Source organism: Nostoc sp. LEGE 06077, from assembly GCF_015207705.1.
GTDB lineage: Bacteria > Cyanobacteriota > Cyanobacteriia > Cyanobacteriales > Nostocaceae > Nostoc_B.
This window is the reverse complement of sequence record NZ_JADEWI010000001.1, coordinates 195,138-216,415: the sequence shown is the minus strand read 5'-3', so window position 1 is coordinate 216,415 and position 21,278 is coordinate 195,138. Positions and strand designations below refer to the sequence as shown.

Sequence of the window (21,278 nt, the reverse complement as noted above, 5' to 3'; positions counted from 1 at the left end):
GTGATACCCGAACCTCTACAGGGTAAATGTCCGTAATAGCTATCAAGGGAAATTTTCAATTAATTTAAATTACAGGTAGTGAATACCATGCTTTAGTTCAAGTATTGAGTATCTAAAGCAGTAAACCAAAGTTAGTACGCAGGAGTTTCATCCTAGCTGTAAAAATAACTTTAGATAGATTTGTCACGACTAAGCAAAAATTCGGCTTCTAAAATTTAGGTTGTGATTATGCGATTGTCCAAAATAGCCCGTTCTCTACGTAGACTTAGTACCCATATTTTCGCCATATTTTTGGGAGTCTTGCTTACAGTTAGCACTCTGCGGGTGTTACCTTCCCAAGCGGAACCTGCACCTAGTTCTTTAAAAGTGGGTGATGCACCAGAATTAATTGCTCAAAGGCAATCACCAGCTACGGCTGCTATCGGTAATAGCAGTTTTGTCACCGCAGCGGTAAATCGTGTTGGGTCAGCAGTGGTGAGAATTGACACAGAACGCACAATTACTCGCCGTCGTTCCGACCCGTTTATGGAAGACCCATTTTTCCGGCAGTTTTTTGGTGATGGTTATTCTCAACAATTACCGCCAGAGCAATTGCGTGGTCTTGGTTCTGGATTCATTATTGATAAAAGTGGTTTAGTTTTAACTAATGCCCACGTTGTTGATAAAGCAGATAAAGTGACGGTTCGCCTCAAGGATGGTCGCACTTTTGAAGGCAAAGTTCAAGGCATCGACGAAGTGACAGATCTAGCTGTTGTGAAAATTAACGCTGGTAAAGATTTACCCGTTGCACCTTTGGGTTCTTCTAATGCTGTACAAGTGGGAGATTGGGCGATCGCAGTTGGTAATCCTTTAGGCTTTGATAATACTGTAACCTTGGGTATTGTCAGCACTCTCAAACGTTCTAGCGCCCAAGTGGGAATTTCTGACAAACGCTTAGACTTTATTCAAACTGACGCAGCTATTAACCCCGGTAACTCTGGCGGCCCTTTATTAAATGATCGTGGTGAAGTGATTGGGATTAACACCGCAATTCGGGCTGATGCGATGGGTATTGGCTTTGCCATTCCCATTGATAAAGCAAAAGCGATCGCTACACAACTGGAACGAGATGGTAAAGTTGCTCACCCCTATTTAGGTGTGCAAATGGTCACATTAACACCAGAATTAGCTAAACAAAATAACAGCGACCCCAACTCTACATTTGAAATCCCAGAAGTTAATGGGGTTTTAGTGATGCGAGTTGTCCCAAATTCCCCCGCAGCTAAAGCAGGTATCCGCCGTGGTGATGTCATCCTGCAAATAGATAGCCAAAGCATTACTAATGCAGAACAGTTGCAGAACTTTGTGGAAAATACCAACCTTGGTCAATCCTTACAGGTAAAAGTTCAACGAGGTAATCAGACACAACAGCTATCAGTCCGCACGGCTGAGTTGCAAAATGCTACTTCTTAAGTGCTAATTTCTGATGTTTGAAAATGGGGATAGGCTCAGGCTTATCCCCATATTTTTTTGAGTTATAGCAGTTTTGATATCCGAGAAAAAGAGATAAGGGAGACAAGAGAGAAAGACGTTTGTAAATCATTTTTTATCTTTTACTGTTACCTCATCGCCATAGGAAAACTTTATTAACTGAAGCGTATTGGTTTATGACTTTAGTCATCTTATAATCACGACTTTTTTCACATCCGAATTTCTGCGGAGTTTTCTAAACTGAATATGAAAGTTAATCAGCAATCTTATCGAGAATTTAAAAATAATTTATACCTAAACTACTGGCGTAAATATTTATCCTACTAGTGAAATCCCGTAAAAGGAAACGCTGTTATTTAAAGTATTTTCTCTGGTCTGCTCATGGGTGTAAGTTTCAAATTCTTGAATAAGGCTGTAGATAACTCAACAACAAGAAACTTCAGGAGATTTAAAGATGATTATCAAACGTATCCTTGCTGGAGCTTTACTAGCTTTACCACTCTCAGTATTTGCTGTGCAAACCCAAGCATCAGCCGCGCCGGTTATTATTAAACGTGATAACCACCGAACTGTTGTTGTACGTAAACCTGTTGTTGTCCGCAAAGTTGTGCGCCAGAGATGGGTTCCAGCCCACTGGGAAAGAACACCGCGCGGTCGTCGCTGGGTTCCTGGTCGCTACGAAAGGTATTAATCAATGACTGTGCTTACCACTGTAGTAACAGCGCATAACTAAAGATGAAATATAAACTGGGTGCAAATACCATAATTAGATAGTTTAAAACTACCATTGGTCAACAACAGACAATTGCGGAAATAGTTGGTTATTTTAAGATTTAGACTAACAAATCCTGGGGGTATGTTAGTCTAAATTCTTGAGAATAATTGCTGAAGTGACTTGCGAATACTGGGCAGGATATGGTAATTAGTCTTTTGGGACTGAAAAACTTCGCTATCTGACAACCAAAAACCTGACTTATTTGATGGCTCGATGGATATTACCAGTGTCAGGACTTGAAAAGATAAAAATATAGCGATCGCCTGATTGAGACTTGATACCAAAAATCCACAATCCACTAATGCTATACAGACGATTTGGACGCACAGAATTACAGATGCCGGTGTTTTCTTGCGGCGGCATGAGATATCAGTTCAAATGGCAGGATGTTTCTTGGCTAGAAATTCCCGCAGATAACCAAAAAAATCTCGAAGCCACTATTAACAAAGCAGTTGAGGTCGGAATTAATCACATTGAAACTGCGCGTGGTTATGGTAGTTCGGAAATGCAATTGGGCAAAATTCTACCAAAGTTTCCTCGTGAAAAATTGATTGTGCAAACTAAAGTTTCACCTGTTGCTGATGCCAGAGAATTCCGGCAGACATTTGAAAAATCGTTGCGTAATCTCCAGTTAGATTATGTTGACTTGTTTAGTTTGCATGGTATTAATCATGCTGAATCGCTGGAATATAGCATCCGTCCTGGTGGTTGTTTAGACGTAGCCAAACAACTGCAAGCTGAGGGCAAAGTTAGATTTATTGGCTTTTCTACCCACGGGGCTACAGATTTAATTGTGCAGGCAATTAATACTAACCAATTTGATTATGTAAATCTGCATTGGTACTACATAAATCAAACTAATTGGCCTGCCATTTTAGCTGCTACTCGCCTTGATATGGGAGTATTTATTATTAGTCCTTCCGATAAAGGCGGACAGCTTTATAAACCACCACAAAAATTAGTGAATCTGTGTGCGCCCTTGAGTCCAATGGTGTTTAATGATTTGTTTTGTCTGAGCCATTCTCAGGTGCATACCTTGAGTTTAGGCGCAGCCAAACCCCAAGATTTTGATGAACACCTGAAGACATTAGCGTTATTGAATGAGTCATCAGAAATTTTGCCCCCAATTTTGGCGAGATTAGAAGAGGAAGCGATCGCCATTTTAGGGGAAGATTGGGTAAAAACTTGGCATCTCAACTTACCAAGATGGGAACATACCCCAGGCGAGATAAATATTCCCATGATTTTGTGGCTATGGAATTTAGCTAATGCTTACGATTTAGTAGACTACGCCAAAACCCGTTACAACCTCATGGGTAACGCTAGTCATTGGTTTCCTGGGAACAAAGCAGATCAGCTTAACGAAGTAGATTTATGCCAATGTCTTAGCCGAAGTCCCCACGCCGATAAAATTCCTCGCATTTTGGCAAAAGCCCATGAAATGTTAGGTGGTGAAGAAGTGAAACGCTTATCTCAATCTTAGGGGCTAGGGACTCAATACTTTTCGGATAAAACTTGGGTAATCCTAAATTCAGATCCCCCCGCCTCCCTCAGCGTCGTGGATTTGGGGGGAGCTAGATATGTGCCATTTCACATTAAATTAGTATAATTCCTAACCTCTATTCATTTTCTTTCTTCGCCTGTGTTTGACTCCCCATTGGCACAACTAACACCTTATCTACGCGATTACCGTCCATATCCATCACCTCAACCCGCATTCCTTCCCATTCAAAATGATCGGCGGCGGAGGGGATGCGCCCTAAATGAGTAATCACAAAGCCGCCCAAGGTTTGATAGCTACCGCGTTCGTCAGATTCCCACTCTTCCATCTCAAAAAGTTCAAAAAATTGATCTACTGGTAACATCCCATCCAGTAGCCATGAACCATCTTCTCTTTGTACTGCTTGGGGTTCATCTTCTCCCGGCCCTGCGGGAACATCGCCGACGATTTCGCTCATGATGTCGTTGAGGGTGACTAATCCTTGAATTACGCCGTATTCATCCACGACAATCGCCATGTGGGTGATAGTTTGCTTGAATAACTCCAAAACCTTCAAGCCACGGGTGCTTTCTGGGACAAACACAGGTTGACGCAATCCCACTGTTAAATCTAGGGATTCTCCGCGAAAACTCCTGGCGAGTAAGTCTGTCACAGGGATAATTCCCAGTACATTGTCAAGTCCTCCTTGACAAACTGGATACCGAGAATAACCATTTTCAGTCATTTTTTGGCGGTTTTCTTCGGCAGTGTCTTCTAAATCTAGCCAGATGATATCAGGGCGGGGGGTCATAAAAGAACTGACAGGGCGATCGCCTAAACGAAAAACTCGCTCTACTATATCTTGTTCGGCTTCTTCAAAGGTTCCCGCTTCTGTACCTTGCTCAATTAGGATTTTAATTTCTTCTTCCGTGACTTGCGGCTCATCAGAAGGCGTAATTCCTAAAATCCGCAACACCAACTCTGTAGAAGCACTCAACAGATGCACCGCTGGGGATGCTAGAGCCGCTAACGCCCGCATGGGTATAGCAACAAAGGCAGCAATTTTTTCTGGGTTGTTTAATGCCAAACGCTTCGGTACTAATTCCCCAATAATCAGAGATAGATACGTAATAATTAAAACGACTATCCCAAAGGATACTGGTTCGCTATAGGGAGCTAAAACGGGGATAAGTTTTACATATACTGCCAGACGACTAGCAATTGTAGCTCCCCCAAAAGCACCAGTCAGGATACCGATCAGAGAAATTCCGACTTGAACAGTAGATAAAAAATTATTGGGAGACTCTGCTAGTTTTAATGCTGCCCTGGCTTTGGGATCTCCTTGATTGGCAAGCTGCTGAAGCCTGACCTTCCGCGCTGAGACAATAGCCATCTCAGACATCGAGAAGATGCCGTTGGCAATGATTAGTACCAAAATGATTAAAATTTCAGAAGTAATGGAGGACATGATTTGGATTTGCCGCTATGGGGAGCGAACTATGCTTAACCCCTAGTATCTAGTATTAAACGTTATTTAAAGTGCTGAGATATGTGCCTTGACCAAAAAAGGCTAAATATTCAGGGATGAAATTTAGACTTTACACTTTATATTTCAGTTGACTATGCACAAAGTAGTAGTTTAACTTCTTAAATTTATATATTTATAATTTCCATCATCATTCTTCCATAGAAGTAATAAGTAAGGTGTTAACACTTTTAAAATGGTGAACATAAACTACCTATAAATTTTCTTATCACCGAAGATTTCCACCTCTAGTAGAACTTATGGCATTTTCTTCTATTGTGCGTGCCTTGGCGCGATCGCCTCTCACCACAGAACTACTTTCCAAGCTCAATCGGCAAAAAGATTTACGCTTAAATGGAATTGCCCGTCTACCCAAGGGTCTGGTAGCCTCGGCATTAGCACAAAATTCAGGCAAAAATTTATTTGTAGTCTGTGCCACTCTGGAGGAAGCCGGACGCGCCTACGCTCAATTAGAGGCGATGGGCTGGCAAACAGTCCATTTTTACCCTACTTCGGAAGCATCCCCTTACGAACCTTTTGATCCCGAAACGGAAATGACTTGGGGACAAATGCAAGTTCTGGCGGATTTGGTCAAGAGTCAAGAGTCTGTCAATGGTCAGAATAAGACAATAGCGGTAGTTGCTACTACAAACGCATTACAGCCGCATTTGCCGCCACTAGAGGCTTTTTCACCCCTTAGCCTCACTTTAAAGAAGGGGATGGAATTTGACTTAAATACTTTCAGTACCAAAATTACCACCTTGGGTTATGAACGAGTACCCCTGGTAGAAACAGAAGGTCAATGGAGTCGGCGCGGTGATATTGTCGATATTTTTCCAGTATCTTCAGAATTACCAGTGCGCTTGGAATGGTTTGGCGACGAAATCGAGCAAATCAGAGAATTTGACCCCACAACTCAGCGTTCTGCTCTTGACAAAATTGCTCAGGTTGTGTTGACTCCTACCAGCTTTACTCCCATTATTCTGGATGCGCTTAAGGATAGTGCTGAATTCCAAGCTTTTCTTAAAGAAGAACCAGACTCAGCACTCAGCACTCAGCACGGGCTAAACGCCCCGCTACCGCTAACAGCACTCTTAGAAGGAAGTCGTAGGTTTTTGGGTCTGGCGTTTGCAAAACCAGCATCGATTTTAGATTATCTGCCCGAAAATACCTTAATTGCTATTGATGAACCAGAACAGTGTCATGCCCATAGCGATCGCTGGGTGGAAAATGCTGAGGAACAATGGTCTTTGGGGACTGGGGAATTAGATTTGGGTGCTGTGCAATTGCCGAAAATCCATCGGTCGTTTGATGACTGTCTGGCGGAACTTACCGAATTTCCCACTGTTTATTTATCGGAAATCGCCGAAGAAAACAACGGGATCAATTTAGCGAGTCGGTCTGTACCTGTTACACCACATCAGTTTGGTAAACTTGCGGAAACATTACGCCAAGAACGCGATCGCAATTTCTCGATCTGGTTAATTTCTGCCCAACCGTCCCGTTCTGTCTCTTTACTCCAAGAACACGACTGTCCAGCGCAATTTATCCCCAACCCGCGCGATTACCAAGCGATTGAAAAACTGCAAATCAACCATACCCCAGTCGCCCTAAAATATTCGGGGTTGGCGGAACTTGAAGGATTTATTCTCCCGACATACCGCCTAGTAATTATCACTGATCGCGAATTTTACGGTCAGCACTCCCTCGCCACACCGGGATATATCCGCAAACGCCGCAAGGCTGCTTCTAAGCAAGTTGACCCGAATAAACTGCGTCCGGGAGATTATGTAGTTCATAGAAGTCACGGGATTGGTAAATTTGTCAAGCTGGAAAGTCTGACATTTAATGATGAAACCCGTGATTACATAGTTGTGCAGTACGCTGATGGTCTGTTGCGGGTGGCGGCTGATCAAGTTGGTTCTTTGTCAAGGTTTCGTGCCACAGGTGATAAAGCCCCAGAACTGCATAAAATGACTGGTAAGGCTTGGGATAATACGAAAAACCGTGTCCGTAAAGCCATCAAGAAATTAGCGGTAGATTTGCTGAAATTATATGCAGCGCGATCGCAACAACAAGGTTACGCCTATCCTCACGATATGCCTTGGCAAGAGGAAATGGAAGATTCTTTTCCTTACCAACCTACCACCGACCAACTTAAAGCCGTCCAAGATGTCAAACGGGATATGGAAAGCGATCGCCCAATGGATCGTTTAGTTTGTGGTGACGTTGGTTTTGGTAAAACCGAAGTCGCAATCCGCGCCATTTTCAAAGCCGTGACTTCTGGTAAACAAGTCGCACTCCTCGCACCAACTACCATTCTTACCCAGCAACACTACCACACCCTCAAAGAACGCTTTGCCCCTTATCCCGTAAATGTCGGCTTACTCAACCGCTTCCGCAGTGCTGAAGAACGCCGGACTATACAAAAACGCTTGGCGACGGGTGAGTTAGATATAGTCGTGGGTACACACCAACTTTTAGGGAAAGGCGTATCTTTCCGCGACTTAGGTTTGTTAGTTGTGGATGAAGAACAAAGATTTGGGGTGAACCAAAAAGAGAAAATTAAAGGCTTAAAAACTCAGGTTGATGTGCTGACTCTTTCCGCCACACCCATTCCCCGCACCTTGTATATGTCGTTGTCGGGGATACGCGAGATGAGTTTGATTACCACACCACCCCCAAGCCGACGGGCGATTCAAACCCATCTTTCACCATTGAATCCCGAAACAGTCCGCAGTGCAATTCGCCAAGAATTAGACAGAAGCGGACAGGTGTTTTATGTAGTTCCGCGAGTGGAAGGAATTGAAGAAACCACAGCCAAATTGCGAGAGATGATCCCTGGGGGGAGATTTGCGATCGCTCACGGGCAAATGGACGAAAGCGAGTTAGAATCAACCATGCTCACCTTTAGTAATGGTGACGCAGACATATTAGTATGTACAACAATTATTGAATCGGGTTTAGATATTCCCCGTGTTAACACCATCTTAATTGAAGACGCGCACCGCTTTGGATTATCGCAACTATACCAATTACGAGGTCGTGTCGGCCGGGCAGGTATTCAAGCCCATGCTTGGTTATTTTATCCCAAGCAGCGGACATTATCTGATGCGGCGCGGCAACGGTTACGGGCGATTCAAGAATTTACCCAACTCGGTTCCGGGTATCAATTGGCGATGCGCGACATGGAAATCCGCGGCGTGGGTAACTTGCTTGGTGCAGAACAATCCGGTCAAATGGATGCGATCGGTTTTGACTTGTATATGGAAATGTTAGAAGAAGCGATTAGGGAAATTCGCGGTCAAGAAATTCCCCAAGTTGACGATACGCAAATTGACCTCAACCTCACCGCATTTGTCCCCGCTGATTATATTCCCGATATTGATCAAAAGATGAGTGCGTACCGTGCGGTAGCGGCGGCAAAATCGAAAGATGAACTAACGCAGATTGCAGCCGAATGGAGCGATCGCTATGGTACTTTACCCGTCCCCGCCAATCAACTGTTGCGCGTCATGGAACTAAAACAATTGGCGAAAAAATTAGGATTTAGCCGGATTAAACCAGAGAACAAACAACACGTAATTTTAGAAACACCAATGGAAGAACCCGCGTGGAATTTACTCGCAGCCAACTTACCAGAACATCTCAAAACCCGCTTTGTTTACTCTCCTGGTAAAGTCACAGTCCGCGGTTTAGCTGTGATGAAAGCCGATCAACAATTGCAAAGTTTGATTGATGCAATGGGGAGAATGCAAGGTGCGATCGCCGAAGCGGTTGTTGTTTAGAAAGTTTTCAATGAATGTTAGACTCTACTCACAGTTTTGAGGATTGAATGATTATGGCTTCTATTACTATTGATATTCCAGATAGCGAATTACAAAAGCTAGAAGAATTAGCGAAAGTACATGGTATTTCCCTGGAAGCATTGCTGCGTGTCAGTATAGAAGAATGGTTGAGCTATCAAAAAAGCGATTTCACTGATGCAGCAAATTATGTGCTTACAAAAAATGCTGAACTTTACCGACGTTTGGCATGACTCGTTATTTATCATTAGTTGAGGTACTGAATCTGCATCGTCAAATTATTGAGCAGTCAGGAGGAGCAATAGGTGTTCGTGATTTGGGTAGTTTGGAATCTGCAATTGCTCAACCTCGTATGACATTTGGTGGTAAAAATTTATACCCAATGGTTATTGATAAAGCTGTTGCTTTAGGGTTTTCAATTATCATGAACCATCCATTTATTGATGGAAATAAGCGCACTGGTCACGCTGCAATGGAAACTTTTATGATACTAAATGGAACTGAAATTAGTGCTGATGTTGATGAACAAGAGCAAATTATCTTAGCAGTAGCATCAGGTAATTTAGGTCGAGATGCACTTGTCGAATGGTTACGGTTGCATACTACAGGTTAATATGGCACATCGTAGAAACGGCTAGTGTTTAAATAGTAAATTAGGATTAATCATCAAGTAAAACTATATGTCAAACTTACTGAGCAGAATTACAATTAATCCCAAACAATGCGGCGGTCGTCCATGTATTCGAGGTATGAGAATTCGGGTGTCAGATGTATTAGATTTGTTTGCTGCTGGACTTAATGCAGAACAAATATTAGCAGAAATGCCTGATTTAGAAGCAGATGACCTCAAAGCCGCACTACTATATGCTTCACGGAAGCTGAATCATCCAGTGTTAGTAGCATGACAATCTGGATAGATGCACATTTATCGCCTGCCATTGCGACTTGGATCAGCAACACTTTTGGTATAACAGCTTTAGCTTTACGTGATGTTGGTCTGAGAGATACTGAAGACCTTGAGATTTTTGAGGCAGCAAAAACTCAAGGAGTTATCTTTTTAACTAAGGATAGCGACTTTGTTGACTTGGTTGAGCGTCTGGGAACACCACCCAAATTATCTGGTTGACGTGCGGAAATACATCAAATTCTCGGTTACAAGAGATTTTAATTGCTACTTTGCCAAAAGCATTAGAGCTTTTGCGAACAGGTGAAAAGTTAGTTGAAATCAGTGGAGAATAGGAAAGGTAGTCGCCAATGGTACAGACACCATCCAAAAATTTGACATTAGAGGAGTTTCTCAAACTACCAGAAACTAAACCTGCCAGTGAATACATTGATGGCCAGATTCTTCAAAAACAAATGCCACAGGGTGAACACAGTACAATTCAAGGCGAACTAATCATTACTATCAATGGAGTCACTAAGCCGCAGAAAATAGCGCGAGCTTTTCCAGAGTTGCTCTGCATTTTTGCTGGACGTGCGATTGTCCCAGATGTATCTGTGTTTCTGTGGGAGAGAATTCCGCGAAATGAGAATGGAGGTGTGGCAAATGTTTTTGCACTAGCACCCGATTGGATAATTGAAATCCTTTCTCCTGAGCAAAGCCAAAGTAAAGTTATTGCTAAAATCTTACATTCTTTAAAGCATGGAACTCAAATGGGTTGGTTGATTGACCCCAGTGAAAAAGTAGTATTTGTATATTTTTCAAACCAGCCACCAGAGGTATTTGATCAGGCAGAGCAGTTACTTCCTGTTCCATCTTTTGCAAGTGAATTACGGCTTACGGTAGGCAATCTATTCGGTTGGCTATTGGAGTAGAAAGTGAACATGAATATTAATCTTGATTTACCACCAGAGCTAGAAAAAGAGCTTGTGGTTATGTACTGCTAGTTAAGACATAAGTTTGTTAAACATCAGTATGATAGAATATTAAGTTTCCATCTTCATCTGAGGTTATAACGTATAGTGCAGTGCCTTCTAGAGGCTTAGGAGCAATGGGATATCTGTTTTTAGTTTTGTACTGTTTAGACCCAATTTTATTGGTATAAAACTCTCTTAACCAATTGTCCACAGATGTTGCAAAATTCATTATTTCTTCATCGTCAGCTTGGGGTTTCTTTTTCTTAGACAAAGTTTTAAAAAACTTTTCAGATATATTCTCTTTAACTTGAGCAAATGAAACGCAAGCTCCTATTTCTGGATTAATGAAGACTGTATATATTGCATCTATCACTCTTGATGCTTGTTCTCTAGCGCGAATGTATGTGGGGTGAATATAGGGATGATATGGTTTGTCTGGTTTGGGACGGTAACAGAATACCTCCAAGCCAGAACAAATTATTTTAGGATCATTATTTTCAAGATTTAGATCGTTTAACATATCCTTCAATCTTGAATCTTTAAAAGTGATTATCTCAGCATAGGTCGTCTCAGTATCGAAATCTACCTTATGAATGCGAATCATTATGATAGGCTGATGTCGCCAAACAATAAGCCCTACTTCATCACTTCTAATTATTTCGCCAACAAATAGACAAAGGCTATTAATAAATCCTTGTGTTTTATTAGTTCCTATCTCTTTGCTGTAAGCCCATTTAATATCAGTAGCTTTAATTCTTTTATTCACACTTAATAGTTTTTTCAAAGTTTGAAGTTAAAGATATATTTTACAAAAAAATGTATAAAATAGTGTTAAAAACTAGTAAAGGTTAAAATGAAGAAGAATTCTTGGTGTTGTCCATGTCTTCATCACAGACTCCATCTAGTTCTTCTCCATCCAAGACACAACTGACACCACGCGAAAAGGCGGAGAAACTTCTAACAACAGTTTTAGACCCTATTGATGTCGTCGGTAAAGCTGTGATGGGTGACTTATGGAAAACTTTTTACGAATCTGTACAGGATGCGATCGCACTCAGTCTATTACTCCATATTCCCAGCTTAATTGGAACTTTCATTTTAGGAAAAGAGTTTTCTGGATTTGATGCTTGTATGGGGGAAAGCCCATTTGGAGTTAACCGCTATGCCTGTTTTATCATTGTTGCTTCCGATTTTTGTCTTTGGATTGTTCTAGCAGGCCGGATAATTAGCCGCTTTCTGTCAGATATAAACCAACTTCTTGCGAAGAAGGGAGGTAAACGTGCTGGAAAGCCCTAAGTTACCCACACTAACAAAATTTCAAGTTAATCTGAAATCACTACTGAAGCAGGTTGTAATAGTTTTTCTTGGTTTTGTGGTCTTACTACTAGTAACCAGAGGTCGTTTACCATCCTCTTGGCTAACGCTATATATTTTTATTGCGGTTATTTTTGTAGCTTGGGATGAATACAGGCAAAATCGCAACTATTCCAAAGTAAGTAAACAAGCGTTTGAGTTAACTGAAGAACAATCAAATCAGAACTTAGAACCTTTAATCAGTAGGGAATTTTTAGTAGCATTGTTGCAGCGTAGTATTCCTGAATGGAATCTTTGGAGGCAACAAACATCAACAGAGATCCATCTCAGTCAAGTTAATCTTCGTGGTGCTGACTTATCTGGAGCTAATCTCTCTGGAGCAGATTTTCGTGAAGCCAATCTTCGTGAGACTAATTTTGATATGGCTGAACTTCAAGATGCTGATTTTCGAGATGCTCACCTCAGTAGAACTAACTTTTATGAGGCCAATCTCTTTGGTGCTAATTTCAGCAGAGCTAACCTTAGTGAAGCAAATTTTAGTAAAGCCAACCTCAGCGAAGCTAACTTCAGCAGAGCGCATATTGGTGGTTCTGATTTTAGTGAAGCTTACCTTAATGAAGCCAACTTCAGTAGGGCGCATCTTAGTGAAGCCAATTTTAGTAGAGCCTATCTTAATGAGTCTAATTTTATTGGCTCTGACCTCAGTGGCTCCGATCTAAGTGGTGCTAATTTTAGTGGAGTCAACTTTCTTGGTGCTGACCTCAGTGGAACTAACCTTCATGAAGCAAATCTAAACGGAGCTAAACTTTACAGGGCGGATCTTTGTGGAAGTAATCTGTTTAATACTATCCTTAGCTATGCTGATCTTACCGGTGCAGACCTTAGTGAAGCTGATTTTACCAGTACGATTGTAGAAAATACTATTTTTGGAGAAAATCGTGGCTTAACTGAAAAAGACAAAGCTGATCTAATTTCTCGTGGAGCTATTTTTAGAAAATCCCCTGATTCAGATGTTCTGACTTCAATGAGAAGTTAATATTCATCTCTGCTACACTAATTACTTTTGGCGATCGCAACCTTATACCCCTAAATAAAGCTAAACAGAGATAATTGATAGTAGGATTTTATTCAACATAGACAGCTATGAGTGAGCTACTAGAATACGCAATATCCCGATTGAAAACTTTACTCACTGATGAGCAAGATGCGTTAGCGAAGCTGTCCGTAGAAATCGCAGCTATGATTTTAGAAGAACTAGAAGATGAATGCCGTTGGGATCAAGCTTTTGCCAGTTCCCTAGACTTACTCGCTAAACTTGCATCTGAGGCGATCGCTAAATTTCGTGCAGGTAAGACCCAAGAGTTAGATCCAGACAATAGGCTGCTGTCTCAGTTTTAGGAATATAGTGCGATCGCTACTATATGTACAGATTTTGAAATCAAGTATTAACTTTGCTTACAATTGTGCGATCGCCTGTCGCATAGTTTCTTTTTACACCAAACAAACTCAATAATCAAATTTACTAATGCCCTTAAAGCTCAGTTAATCTCCCAAGCAATAGCTGTATTTACTGAAAACCCTACACTGTATGCAGTAGCATACAGTGTAGGAGTATGTCACCTATCAAGCTTTTGCTTATGCAGGAATTAACACTGTATCAATGACGTGAATAACACCATTATCAGCAGCAACATCTGGTGTAGCAACATTGGCATCATTAATTTTGACACCATTTGAAGCATCGATTTTTACGTCAGAACCTTCAACAGTGGTAGCTGACTTCAGCTTCACTACATCGGCTGCCAACACTTTACCTGAAACTACATGATAAGTCAGGATTTTCTTGAGCTTTGGAATATCCTTGAGCAATGAATCTACTGTACCTTCTGGAAGCTTTGCAAATGCTTCATCAGTCGGTGCAAAAACAGTAAATGGGCCAGTTCCTTTGAGAGTATCTACTAGACCAGCAGCTTTAACCGCAGCAACTAGAGTATTAAAAGAACCAGCATTCACAGCAGTATCAACAATGTCTGCCATATTTTTGATTTATTCCTTCACATTTCGTTACAACGGTAAGCTTTTTGCCATTAGATAGTATCTACCTTTAGATACATACCTAATTAAAAGAATCTTCAGTAACCAGAATGCTATGTATAGTTTTTTAGCTATGTATTATTTTTATCTAGCATAAAATCTTTATGGGCAGTCACAAGCATCTGTGCCTGTCTTAAGACATTGCTAAATAAATAAGTAGGAATCTGCCAAGCAGCAACAGTTATTTCTTTAGTAATATCTTGTACGCTAATTGCTATTAGTCCATGCTCTGCTGTCTCTCCCTGTACTGCACTAGACCAAGTAAAAGCTAATAAAAAATCATCATCTCCCGGTAAGGATGCAACTAAACACTCTTCGGGCGCTGCATGGCAAGTAATTCCATGTTCATTTGCAATGGCGATTAGTTTTTGGAAATCATTCAAATTCGTCATTTTTTGTTGTCAGCACTATCAAGTTTTCTCAAAGGTGAAAATCTAATTATTTGGTCTTAGTTTTAGCCAAGCTGTTAAAGATTTGTCAAGGATAATCCAAAAATCCTATCGCCAACTACTAATTTTATTAGCAACAATTGTTACTGTTTTACAGAAAGTTACTTATCTAAATTATTAGCAATATTTGCCCGATAAAAGCTGAATAAGAATTATTCAATAGCTTCAAAAACTAATTGAAAGCCAGATTCAAGTACACCGAGACTCACCCACTTATAGCGATTCCTGACTTAGTGAGCTACGGAAACAAGAATTAACCGCCGATAGAAGAGGATGAACGCAAATGATGAAATAATTGTTACTTTATCGAGGGCAAATTTTGTATTCCGATGGAGAAGCAAGGAGCCTAAAGGATGAGTATAATCACAACTCAAGACGGCACGCAGATATATTACAAAGATTGGGGTACAAGACAACCTGTGGTTTTCAGTCACGGTTGGCCTCTGAATGCTGATGCTTGGGACGAGCAATTGGTTTTTCTGGCAGATCATGGTTATCGGGCGATCGCCCATGATCGTCGCGGACATGGCCGATCCAGCCAACCTTGGAACGGCAATGAGATGGATACCTATGCAGATGATCTGGCGACACTGATTCAGACGCTGGACTTAAAAGATGTTGTCTTAGTTGGTCATTCTACTGGAGGTGGTGAGGTTGCCCGTTATATTGGTCGCCACGGGACAAATCGCGTGGCTAAAGCTGTGTTAGTGGGTGCAGTACCGCCACTTATGCTCAAAACTGAAGGGAATCCTGGTGGATTACCGCTAGAAGTCTTTGACAACATCCGCGCAGGTGTGGCGAGCGATCGCTCTCAGTTCTACAAAGACCTGAGTGAATCATTCTATGGTGCAAACCGTCCGACTGCCAAGGTTTCCCCAGGTGTACGAGAACAGTTCTGGCTATGGAGTATGCAGGTTGGTCTTAAAGGTGCGATCGACTGCATCAAGGCTTTCTCCGAAACCGATTTCACTGAAGATCTAAAGAAGTTTGATGTGCCAACACTGATCATTCATGGTGACGATGACCAAATTGTGCCGTTAGCTAACTCATCTTTACTTTCTGCACAAATTGTCAAAGATTCGATTCTTAAAGTCTATCCAGGCGCAGACCACGGATTATTTAGCACCCATCGAGACAAGTTTAATAGCGATTTACTGGCATTCCTCCAGAGTTAAACTGAGGAAAGTCAGTACTGCTCATCAAGCATGGCAGATGTTTTACTGTTAACGTCTGCCAAACTTCTCAACCAAGATTAAATGGCGATCGCAATATCTATAAACCTCATTTTACAGTTATTACATTATTAATTAATTACCTATTTTTTGGACTACTGGTTAATTGGACGCTCCAATTCCAAATCATTCCAAGATGTTGGGTCTTCTACAGGTTCGAGGTGGGTGATAATGCTGCTTCCTGGCAGGGCTTGAATAATTTTTAACTCAATTTCTTCACATAAATTGTGTCCTTGCTGCACTGTCCAAGCTCCCGGTACTAAAACGTGAAAGGAAATAAAGCGACGTGTCCCCGCTAACCGAGAGCGCATTGCATGGAACTGAATATTTTGATGTTCGTACTCGCTAAATATCCGTCGGATAATTTCTTGTTCTTCTTTTGGTAAAGCGGTGTCCAGTAGCCCAAAAAATGTTTCCCGCAGCAAACGGAATCCAGCCCAAACAATATTAACTGCTACCAATAGGGCAATGATGGGGTCAAGTATCAACCAACCTGTTACCTGCACCAGAAAAATTCCCAATATCACACCACCGGAAGTCCAGACATCAGTTAATAGGTGATGAGCATCTGCTCGCAAGGTAATTGAACGTAAGCGTTTTCCGGCTTTGAGTAAGACAACAGCCACCACACCATTCACTACTGTGGCTAATAATGACAAGACTAGCCCTAATCCCAGTTGATTCAGTGGTTCTGGATGCTGCAACCTTCCCCAAGCTTCGACTGCAATACTCATAGCCGCCACGACAATCAATGCACCTTCAGCACCACTCGAAAAATACTCGGCTTTAGAATGCCCAAAGGTATGTTCGGCATCGGCTGGTTTGGCTGCATAAGTTAATGCCCATAATGCCACTAGTGCAGCTAATAAATTTACACATGATTCAATGGCATCAGACAGTAGCCCGACTGAACCTGTTAATAGGTAAGCCCCAAACTTTAAAACAATAGTCACAACTGCGGCTGCAATTGATAAGAAAGCGTAAGAACGGGCTGTTGGGCTACTCATCTCAAACTACTTAACTGTAATTTTTACGTAACTGTAACAAATTTAGCCTTTAGTTTTATCTATCTTCAGACTTTTAGGTTTTTTTAAACACAGGCTGGTAAGACAAGGCAAAAGTCAAAAGAAAGACTAGAAGATTGTGGGAAAAGCATGGGGTCAAATTATTTTCCAGACCAAAAGGTGAGATACTGTTGAAAAAATAATTCTACAGGATAGATGTAATATATGCGGCTTTTTGGTATGCCCGTAGAAAAAGGCAGATGGTTGCTGATCCCGCTTGGGGCAACGGTGTCACTCTGCCTTGGCACTGTTTATTCATGGAGTATTTTTAGAAAACCTTTAGAGAAATTACTGAATATTAACGCAACAGAAAGTTTGTTGCCATTTACGGTTTTGTTAATCGTGTTTGCCATATTGATGCCCATTACGGGCTTTTACATCAACCGCTTCGGTACTCGGAGAATCACCGCAGTTGGTGGTGTAATTATGGGACTTGGTTATATATTGTCTAGTCTCAACGGCAATTTACAAGTACTGGCTTTGACCTATGGTGTAATTGCTGGTGCGGGTGTAGGTATAGTTTATGGTGTACCGTTAGCCGTAATAGCTAAGTGGTTTCCTGATAAAAAAGGTATTGCAGTTGGTTTAACTGTGATTGGTTTTGGGCTATCGCCATTAATTACCGCACCTTTGGCTAAATCACTAATTGATAGTTATGGAGTGCGGCAAACTTTCGTAATTTTAGGTATAGCTTTTACACTGATTATTTTAGCGATCGCCACTGTGTTGCAACCACCCCCCCAAGATTGGAAACCAGCCGGGTGGAATCCCAATGTTTCAGTTCAGGGAAGTACATCACTCACCAATTCTGAGATATTGCAAACGCCAGCATTTTACGGTTTGTGGATTTGTTATACAATCGGCACATTCTCAGGATTGGCAGCAATTGGTATTTCTAGTCCTTTAGCTCAAGAAATCATTAAACTAGATGCAACTACAGCCGCAAGTACAGTTTCTTTATTTGCAGTATTTAATGCTTTAGGCAGGATATTTTTTGGCTGGTTTACTGACCGTTTTAGTCCGAAGTTAGCAGCAATTGTTTCTTTTACTTTAGTATTAGTTGCGTCGCTGATGATGCTAAAAGCTGGCCAAGGAACTGTCACTACTTATTTAATAGCGTTTTCCCTATTTTACTTTTCTTTTGGTGGCTGGTTAGCGATCGCTCCAACCACCACCTTAATTTTGTTCTCCTCCGCCGACTATGCCAAAAATTACGGTCTAGTTTTCACAGCTTACGGTGCAGGGGCTTTGGGCGGAACTTTGTTAGCTGGCAGAATTAGAGATATATTTGGCAGTTATACGGTTTTCTTTTATCCAACTACAGCACTGGCAATTTTAGGAATTGTGTTGTCTGTATTTATGCTCAAACGTAGTTTTTCTAGTTCTGTGATTAGCCAAGCTAATTAGGGTTTTTATCGTGCTGAGTACTTTTTTCTTACTCAGCACTAAGAGGATAAAAAAGGATAGTCTGTGTAACCTTTCTCATCACCACCGTAGTAGGTATGGCGATCGCCTGAATTTAGGGGTGCATCTAATTGGAAACGTTTGGGTAAGTCAGGATTGGCGAGAAATAATGCACCAAAGGAAATTAAGTCTGCAATGCCATTTGCGATCGCAGCATTACCTTTTTGTTTATCGTAACCACCATTAGCAATCAACACGCCAGGATATAAAGGGCGAAACGCAGCTACAGGAATTGGTTTCCCACCGTGGCGAATATCTGCGGGTGTGGGTTCCATTAAGTGCAGATATCCTAAGTTAAAGTTCTTGAGGGCAGCGATCGCATAGCTAAAGGTTGATTTCGGATCAGAATCATGGATATCGTTAAATGTGTTGCTGGGTGATAGTTTCACGCCTACCCGCCCTGAACCCCAAACGCTACACACTGCTTCTGTTACTTCCAACAGAAACCGCGCCCGATTTTCAATGGAACCACCATAGCGATCGCTACGTTGATTAGCACCATCTTGTAAAAACTGATCAATTAGATACCCAAAAGCTCCGTGAATTTCCACACCATCAAAACCAGCTTCTAGGGCATTCTTCGCGCCTTGACGGAATTGATCAATCACACTGGGAATCTCATCTAAATCCAATGGGCGAGGTGTCACAAACGGTTGATCACCAGTGTAAGTCATGGCATTACCAGCAGGTGCGATCGCAGAAGGCGCTACAGGTAATGCGCCATCTGCTTGTAAGGAAGGGTGAGAAATGCGTCCTGTATGCCATAGTTGCAAAAAGATTCTGCCACCTGCACTATGTACTGCTTTTGTCACTTCTTGCCAGCCTGTAATCTGTGATTGAGAGTGAATTCCTGGTGTGGCGGGATAACCCAAACCTTGGGGTGATACTTGCGAACCTTCGGTGACAATCAACCCAGCCGTGGCACGTTGAGCGTAATATGTAGCATTCAGTGGCGTTGGTGCATTGTCCTCCCCAGCCCGATTGCGCGTCATCGGAGCCATAACAATTCGGTTGGGTAAAGTGTAGCCACCAAGCTGGATGGGTGAGAATAAATCTTGATTGTTGGTCATTTGTTCTGTGTCCTTTGTGATTGAGAAATTACCATTACAATTTACGCACAAAGATTTTCTGTGGAGACTGGGTGTAAGGGTTTTAGATACATACATCCCGTCATCCTCTCCACAACCCTTGATTTTTCGTTTTTATGCGTAAGTCCTAACCATATAACTTAATTACCTTTTGGATGGATAAAGCCAACCTTTAAACAAACGTGTTACCTGGGGCATAATCACCCAAGTCATCAAGGGCATCATGATGCTAATATTCACCAGACTAGCTATCCACACAGGTAGGACACTGGTAATGGGTGTGAGAAGATTCGGCAGAATCGAAATCACGGGATAAAGACCGACTGCACTGACGATCGCAGTTTTCCATTTGGGTGGTGGTAAGGCATTGGGTATTTCTGGGAGAGCAAACCAAGCTTCTAGGCTGTTGACACGCATAACCTTGGCTCCATCTACTGTGAGAGCTTCGGCGCGGGCAATCCAACCTTGACAAATCAAAGATTCTTCCCATTCGTGTAAATGTTTAGCTGTGTCAAACCGCAAAATTAACTGCCACTCGCCTTTTTTAGTTAGCGGATATAAAACATCACTCCCCATATAGCCGGGAAAGGTGCTGGCTGCTAGAATCACGCCTTTGGTTGCTTCCTCAAAAGCTTCTTCTAACCCTGGTTTGACACGACGAGCGATCGCAATCACACCAGGAGATGGGTATTGACATGGTTCTTTCATAATTTGTCATCCTCAAGCGGCAAAATCACTGCCAAAAATTCTGCCACCGCCATATTGCAAACGTATTGCCAAGCTTTGACTGCTCTAAATCACAGAAATTGCGGTTAATGCTGCACCTATGACAATTACGCCAACAGCACCCACCATCGATAAGTTTTGCAGCAGTTTAGCACTGTTGGGTAAATGATCTATCCATTGATGAGCATAAACAACAACCAACCCGATCGCCACCAACACCGATGCTAATCCGAGGCTAAATGCACTAACTAACACTACACCGTAAGCAGCTTGATGCAAAGCGATCGCACTCAATAATAAAACCAGTGCCGAGGGACAAGGTACAATACCCCCGGCAATTCCTAATGCAATTAGGGATTTGGTTGGTGGATGATGGTGATGATGCTTATGTGTGTGTTCATGAGTAGTCAGGCGTTCATCTAAGAGCCAAAAACCAACTCCGCATACAGTTAAACCACTGAGCAAACCGAGAATTGGATATAGTGTTTCTGGCAAGATATACTGTGCAGCCACCAAAGCCACAAGTCCCAAGATAAAAACTCCTAGTGTATGAGTGATGGTGGTGACAAGTCCCAATACTAGCGCCTGTTTTGGTGTTCCCTGCGAACCAACAAGATAAGCAGCTACCATTGTTTTGCCATGTCCTGGTGAAAGGGCGTGTCCGGCTCCAAATAGAAAGGCTATACCCAATCCCGTGATGATCAAACTTGGAGTTAGCTGTTGGTGAATCAAGATTTTGGTATAAAATTCGCCATGTCCAATATGAGCCAGTACTGGTTTTTCTAAATACAGAATCAGTAATCCAGATAGCACAAGGGTACTCCAAAAAATAAATTATTCAATTCGTTTCCTTAACAAAACTTCTATTTCCCTTGTCTTCTTTGTCCGTGAATAATGGGATATGTGTTTAATTGTCAGTTCCTAAACACAA

23 protein-coding genes are annotated in these 21,278 nt (G+C 41.9%); 14 read left to right on the top strand and 9 right to left on the bottom strand.

The genetic code is table 11. The features are described 5' to 3' along the window. The first annotated feature begins 228 nt into the window (after positions 1–228). Together IQ244_RS00975 and IQ244_RS00970 are read left to right on the top strand one after the other, a co-directional pair. Positions 229–1,452, top strand: a complete 1,224-nt coding sequence (locus IQ244_RS00975) for an HhoA/HhoB/HtrA family serine endopeptidase (RefSeq protein ID WP_193889191.1) — start codon at positions 229–231, stop codon at positions 1,450–1,452. A gap of 472 nt (positions 1,453–1,924) precedes the next feature. Further along, positions 1,925–2,161, top strand: a complete 237-nt coding sequence (locus IQ244_RS00970; protein WP_228058655.1) for a hypothetical protein — start codon at positions 1,925–1,927, stop codon at positions 2,159–2,161. A 282-nt stretch (positions 2,162–2,443) separates the two neighbouring features. Here IQ244_RS00970 and IQ244_RS00965 read toward each other — a convergent pair whose 3' ends face one another. Then, on the bottom strand, positions 2,444–2,608 hold the full coding sequence (locus IQ244_RS00965) for a hypothetical protein (RefSeq protein WP_193889317.1): 165 nt from the start codon (positions 2,606–2,608) through the stop codon (positions 2,444–2,446). On the opposite strand from IQ244_RS00965, the gene IQ244_RS00960 reads away from it, so the two are divergent. Then, positions 2,547–3,728, top strand: a complete 1,182-nt coding sequence (locus IQ244_RS00960; RefSeq protein ID WP_193889190.1) for an aldo/keto reductase — start codon at positions 2,547–2,549, stop codon at positions 3,726–3,728. The two genes, IQ244_RS00965 and IQ244_RS00960, sit on opposite strands and share 62 nt — an antisense overlap. A gap of 136 nt (positions 3,729–3,864) precedes the next feature. On the opposite strand, the gene IQ244_RS00955 is transcribed toward IQ244_RS00960, so the two are convergent. Beyond that, complete coding sequence (locus IQ244_RS00955) at positions 3,865–5,193, bottom strand: hemolysin family protein (protein ID WP_193889189.1); 1,329 nt, start codon at positions 5,191–5,193, stop codon at positions 3,865–3,867. Between the two features lie 317 nt (positions 5,194–5,510). On the opposite strand from IQ244_RS00955, the gene mfd reads away from it, so the two are divergent. From mfd to IQ244_RS00925, 6 genes are all read left to right on the top strand, one after another. Continuing rightward, complete coding sequence (gene mfd / locus IQ244_RS00950) at positions 5,511–9,038, top strand: transcription-repair coupling factor (protein WP_193889188.1); 3,528 nt, start codon at positions 5,511–5,513, stop codon at positions 9,036–9,038. A gap of 53 nt (positions 9,039–9,091) precedes the next feature. Continuing rightward, entirely contained in the window at positions 9,092–9,289 is a 198-nt protein-coding gene (locus tag IQ244_RS00945) for a ribbon-helix-helix protein, CopG family (RefSeq protein ID WP_193889187.1), read from the top strand. Beyond that, a complete protein-coding gene (locus IQ244_RS00940) occupies positions 9,286–9,669 on the top strand; it encodes a type II toxin-antitoxin system death-on-curing family toxin (protein ID WP_193889186.1) in 384 nt (127 codons plus the stop codon). Before IQ244_RS00945 ends, IQ244_RS00940 begins: the two co-directional genes overlap by 4 nt. 67 nt (positions 9,670–9,736) lie before the next feature. Beyond that, positions 9,737–9,961: a DUF433 domain-containing protein gene (locus IQ244_RS00935; RefSeq protein ID WP_193889185.1), complete on the top strand. Its 225-nt coding sequence runs from the start codon at positions 9,737–9,739 to the stop codon at positions 9,959–9,961. Next, complete coding sequence (locus IQ244_RS00930) at positions 9,958–10,182, top strand: DUF5615 family PIN-like protein (protein WP_228058654.1); 225 nt, start codon at positions 9,958–9,960, stop codon at positions 10,180–10,182. The genes IQ244_RS00935 and IQ244_RS00930 overlap by 4 nt, the downstream gene beginning before the upstream one ends. Positions 10,183–10,310: 128 nt before the next feature. Next, positions 10,311–10,874, top strand: a complete 564-nt coding sequence (locus IQ244_RS00925; RefSeq protein WP_193889184.1) for a Uma2 family endonuclease — start codon at positions 10,311–10,313, stop codon at positions 10,872–10,874. 88 nt (positions 10,875–10,962) lie between these two features. Here the strand turns inward: IQ244_RS00925 and IQ244_RS00920 are convergent, their stop codons facing one another. After that, positions 10,963–11,682, bottom strand: coding sequence for a hypothetical protein (locus IQ244_RS00920; protein WP_193889183.1), 720 nt, complete (start codon positions 11,680–11,682; stop codon positions 10,963–10,965). A gap of 113 nt (positions 11,683–11,795) precedes the next feature. Between IQ244_RS00920 and IQ244_RS00915 the strand changes: the two genes are divergently transcribed. The 3 genes from IQ244_RS00915 to IQ244_RS00905 all read left to right on the top strand — a co-directional run bounded on the left by IQ244_RS00915 (position 11,796) and on the right by IQ244_RS00905 (position 13,628). Beyond that, positions 11,796–12,212: a hypothetical protein gene (locus tag IQ244_RS00915; protein WP_193889182.1), complete on the top strand. Its 417-nt coding sequence runs from the start codon at positions 11,796–11,798 to the stop codon at positions 12,210–12,212. Beyond that, a complete protein-coding gene (locus IQ244_RS00910) occupies positions 12,196–13,266 on the top strand; it encodes a pentapeptide repeat-containing protein (RefSeq protein ID WP_193889181.1) in 1,071 nt (356 codons plus the stop codon). Before IQ244_RS00915 ends, IQ244_RS00910 begins: the two co-directional genes overlap by 17 nt. A gap of 107 nt (positions 13,267–13,373) precedes the next feature. After that, positions 13,374–13,628: a hypothetical protein gene (locus IQ244_RS00905; protein WP_193889180.1), complete on the top strand. Its 255-nt coding sequence runs from the start codon at positions 13,374–13,376 to the stop codon at positions 13,626–13,628. Positions 13,629–13,865: 237 nt separating this feature from the next. Here the strand turns inward: IQ244_RS00905 and IQ244_RS00900 are convergent, their stop codons facing one another. Then, entirely contained in the window at positions 13,866–14,267 is a 402-nt protein-coding gene (locus tag IQ244_RS00900; protein WP_015115052.1) for a fasciclin domain-containing protein, read from the bottom strand. A gap of 128 nt (positions 14,268–14,395) precedes the next feature. After that, positions 14,396–14,716, bottom strand: a complete 321-nt coding sequence (locus tag IQ244_RS00895; RefSeq protein ID WP_193889179.1) for a hypothetical protein — start codon at positions 14,714–14,716, stop codon at positions 14,396–14,398. Positions 14,717–15,126: 410 nt separating this feature from the next. Between IQ244_RS00895 and IQ244_RS00890 the strand changes: the two genes are divergently transcribed. Further along, positions 15,127–15,948, top strand: a complete 822-nt coding sequence (locus IQ244_RS00890; protein WP_193889178.1) for an alpha/beta fold hydrolase — start codon at positions 15,127–15,129, stop codon at positions 15,946–15,948. A gap of 152 nt (positions 15,949–16,100) precedes the next feature. Here the strand turns inward: IQ244_RS00890 and IQ244_RS00885 are convergent, their stop codons facing one another. Continuing rightward, positions 16,101–17,012, bottom strand: a complete 912-nt coding sequence (locus IQ244_RS00885) for a cation diffusion facilitator family transporter (RefSeq protein WP_193889177.1) — start codon at positions 17,010–17,012, stop codon at positions 16,101–16,103. Positions 17,013–17,249: 237 nt separating this feature from the next. Between IQ244_RS00885 and IQ244_RS00880 the strand changes: the two genes are divergently transcribed. Further along, entirely contained in the window at positions 17,250–18,476 is a 1,227-nt protein-coding gene (locus IQ244_RS00880) for an OFA family MFS transporter (protein ID WP_228058653.1), read from the top strand. A 38-nt stretch (positions 18,477–18,514) separates the two neighbouring features. Here IQ244_RS00880 and IQ244_RS00875 read toward each other — a convergent pair whose 3' ends face one another. The 3 genes from IQ244_RS00875 to IQ244_RS00865 form a co-directional block, all read right to left on the bottom strand. Then, positions 18,515–19,603, bottom strand: coding sequence for an alkene reductase (locus IQ244_RS00875; RefSeq protein WP_193889175.1), 1,089 nt, complete (start codon positions 19,601–19,603; stop codon positions 18,515–18,517). A gap of 162 nt (positions 19,604–19,765) precedes the next feature. After that, positions 19,766–20,329: an antibiotic biosynthesis monooxygenase gene (locus IQ244_RS00870; protein ID WP_193889174.1), complete on the bottom strand. Its 564-nt coding sequence runs from the start codon at positions 20,327–20,329 to the stop codon at positions 19,766–19,768. An 84-nt stretch (positions 20,330–20,413) separates the two neighbouring features. Continuing rightward, positions 20,414–21,160: a nickel/cobalt transporter gene (locus tag IQ244_RS00865; protein WP_193889173.1), complete on the bottom strand. Its 747-nt coding sequence runs from the start codon at positions 21,158–21,160 to the stop codon at positions 20,414–20,416. Positions 21,161–21,278 lie beyond the last annotated feature (118 nt).

Coding starts and splice junctions, on each gene's coding strand:
- IQ244_RS00925 (WP_193889184.1), top strand. CDS start 10,311: ATGGTACAGACACCATCCAAAAATTTGACATTAGAGGAGTTTCTCAAA.
- IQ244_RS00870 (WP_193889174.1), bottom strand. CDS start 20,329: ATGAAAGAACCATGTCAATACCCATCTCCTGGTGTGATTGCGATCGCT.
- IQ244_RS00900 (WP_015115052.1), bottom strand. CDS start 14,267: ATGGCAGACATTGTTGATACTGCTGTGAATGCTGGTTCTTTTAATACT.
- IQ244_RS00915 (WP_193889182.1), top strand. CDS start 11,796: ATGTCTTCATCACAGACTCCATCTAGTTCTTCTCCATCCAAGACACAA.
- IQ244_RS00960 (WP_193889190.1), top strand. CDS start 2,547: ATGCTATACAGACGATTTGGACGCACAGAATTACAGATGCCGGTGTTT.
- IQ244_RS00895 (WP_193889179.1), bottom strand. CDS start 14,716: ATGACGAATTTGAATGATTTCCAAAAACTAATCGCCATTGCAAATGAA.
- mfd (WP_193889188.1), top strand. CDS start 5,511: ATGGCATTTTCTTCTATTGTGCGTGCCTTGGCGCGATCGCCTCTCACC.
- IQ244_RS00975 (WP_193889191.1), top strand. CDS start 229: ATGCGATTGTCCAAAATAGCCCGTTCTCTACGTAGACTTAGTACCCAT.
- IQ244_RS00880 (WP_228058653.1), top strand. CDS start 17,250: ATGCCCGTAGAAAAAGGCAGATGGTTGCTGATCCCGCTTGGGGCAACG.
- IQ244_RS00940 (WP_193889186.1), top strand. CDS start 9,286: ATGACTCGTTATTTATCATTAGTTGAGGTACTGAATCTGCATCGTCAA.
- IQ244_RS00955 (WP_193889189.1), bottom strand. CDS start 5,193: ATGTCCTCCATTACTTCTGAAATTTTAATCATTTTGGTACTAATCATT.
- IQ244_RS00970 (WP_228058655.1), top strand. CDS start 1,925: ATGATTATCAAACGTATCCTTGCTGGAGCTTTACTAGCTTTACCACTC.
- IQ244_RS00965 (WP_193889317.1), bottom strand. CDS start 2,608: ATGCCGCCGCAAGAAAACACCGGCATCTGTAATTCTGTGCGTCCAAAT.
- IQ244_RS00885 (WP_193889177.1), bottom strand. CDS start 17,012: ATGAGTAGCCCAACAGCCCGTTCTTACGCTTTCTTATCAATTGCAGCC.
- IQ244_RS00890 (WP_193889178.1), top strand. CDS start 15,127: ATGAGTATAATCACAACTCAAGACGGCACGCAGATATATTACAAAGAT.
- IQ244_RS00905 (WP_193889180.1), top strand. CDS start 13,374: ATGAGTGAGCTACTAGAATACGCAATATCCCGATTGAAAACTTTACTC.
- IQ244_RS00875 (WP_193889175.1), bottom strand. CDS start 19,603: ATGACCAACAATCAAGATTTATTCTCACCCATCCAGCTTGGTGGCTAC.
- IQ244_RS00930 (WP_228058654.1), top strand. CDS start 9,958: ATGACAATCTGGATAGATGCACATTTATCGCCTGCCATTGCGACTTGG.
- IQ244_RS00945 (WP_193889187.1), top strand. CDS start 9,092: ATGGCTTCTATTACTATTGATATTCCAGATAGCGAATTACAAAAGCTA.
- IQ244_RS00935 (WP_193889185.1), top strand. CDS start 9,737: ATGTCAAACTTACTGAGCAGAATTACAATTAATCCCAAACAATGCGGC.